The organism is Neobacillus sp. GCM10023253 (assembly GCF_042653105.1).
Classification (GTDB): domain Bacteria; phylum Bacillota; class Bacilli; order Bacillales; family Cytobacillaceae; genus Neobacillus; species Neobacillus citreus.
Window position 1 is genome coordinate 1 of the sequence record NZ_JBHSHV010000033.1, and the last position, 1,548, is coordinate 1,548.

At 41.9% G+C, this 1,548-nt stretch carries 2 protein-coding genes; both read right to left on the reverse strand.

What is annotated here, in order from left to right; genetic code table 11:
• Positions 1 to 189: 189 nt before the first annotated feature.
• Positions 190 to 1,128: an IS3 family transposase gene (locus ACFPA1_RS28630; RefSeq protein WP_378588481.1), complete on the reverse strand. Its 939-nt coding sequence runs from the start codon at positions 1,126 to 1,128 to the stop codon at positions 190 to 192.
• A 17-nt stretch (positions 1,129 to 1,145) separates the two neighbouring features.
• Positions 1,146 to 1,457: a helix-turn-helix domain-containing protein gene (locus ACFPA1_RS28635; protein ID WP_378588483.1), complete on the reverse strand. Its 312-nt coding sequence runs from the start codon at positions 1,455 to 1,457 to the stop codon at positions 1,146 to 1,148.
• Positions 1,458 to 1,548: the final 91 nt, after the last annotated feature.

Sequence of the window (1,548 nt, forward strand, 5' to 3'; positions counted from 1 at the left end):
CGGTTTGGCCCCCTAATTCCGGACACAAGCTTATGTTTTCTCTTGTTTTCTCTATATTTCAATTTTGAGGTCAACCTTCTTCACCGTCCGCCCATTATAAATGATGTCACTACAGCGTCAAGCCCACTTCGCTTGACCCTTTCGCTCCATCACTTTTCTGGTCGGTAAGATGAAGAAGGAGCCTCTCTGTTACAGGTTGACAGCCATCTCCGGGATAAAGCCCTCCTTCCGGAATTTCCAGTTATACCTTGCCGGTGACAGTTGTTTGAGACTGCCATGATATCTACGGTTGTTATAAAAATCCATAAATTGGTCAATCCAATAGTACGCTTCCTCGAAGCACTCAAACGTATGGCGTTGATAACACTCTCTTTCAATAATGCTGTGGAACGACTCAATATAGGCATTCAGGTTCGGTGACTTAGGTGGGATCCTCTCATGATAAACTTTTAGCGCCACACACAATTCACCAAAATTTTTGCTTAAAAACTGCGGACCGTTGTCACTCCTGATAATAAGTGAGTGTCTATCTTCTGCCTCAGGAATCTTAACCTTTCGGTTCTTCATCGCCTCTCTAAGCATTCCTGTAATGTCCGTTGCTTGGCACTTGGAACCTCGATAGTACCCAACTATACTTCTGTCAAATACGTCTATGGCACTTGCCAGGAAAAAGAACCGTCCACTCTCTTCAATCGTTCCATACTTAATATCCACCTGCCATAATTGGTTCGGTGCTGTAATGACATGCTTTCTTGCCAATTTTCTTGGATAAAGAGATGGGGCATGTCTTACTGGCAAGAGAATACCGAGCTTTTCGCACAAACGATGGACCTTTTTTTTGTTAATTTTAAGAGAGTGAGTGTCCTTTAGGTAGTGGGTTAATTTCTTATACCCGTAAACTCCTTCCTCTCCCTCAACTGCTTCCATTAACCATTCTTCAATTTGTTCATCCGATATCTTTTTTCCACAGTTAGTAAGAGAGAAGCCCGGGAAGGGCCTTCCACGTTTAGTATCTTTATTTTCCTCACTTTTCTCTGGTTTGTTATGGTGATAGTACAAAGAACGATTCACTCCTAGTGCAGCTGTTGTGCGATTGATAGGGAAACCTTCATTTACCCAAAGAGCCACTTCCTCCAAACAATCACTTAACGAGGGGGGCTTTTTTTTAAAAGGTTCTTTAACATGGCGACCTCTAGTTCTTTTTCACCTAACAATTTCATTGCTTGTTCGTACTTAGCCAAGAGTTCATCTTTGGAAGGATTCTCAGAAAGAACTGTGACCCCTTCCACCTCCATAGCGTCCCGAACTTCTTCCTCATATTCATCCATCCACTTTCGGAGAGTAGTTCTTGATATTCCAGCTTTATTGGCAATAGAAGTCATTCTTCCACTCTCTAGAGCCATTCGAACATATTGTTTTTTAACATCCTCAATCACATCTATTTTCTTTTTAGGCATTTAAGGACCCCCTTTCCAGGTTATTTCCCTTGTCACTAGTGTAAATAATTTACCATTTTCGTGTCCAATGGATTAAGGGGTCCTAAAAGCA

Excerpts from the sequence above, each read along its gene's own strand:
- ACFPA1_RS28635 (WP_378588483.1), bottom strand. The coding sequence starts at position 1,457 with ATGCCTAAAAAGAAAATAGATGTGATTGAGGATGTTAAAAAACAATAT.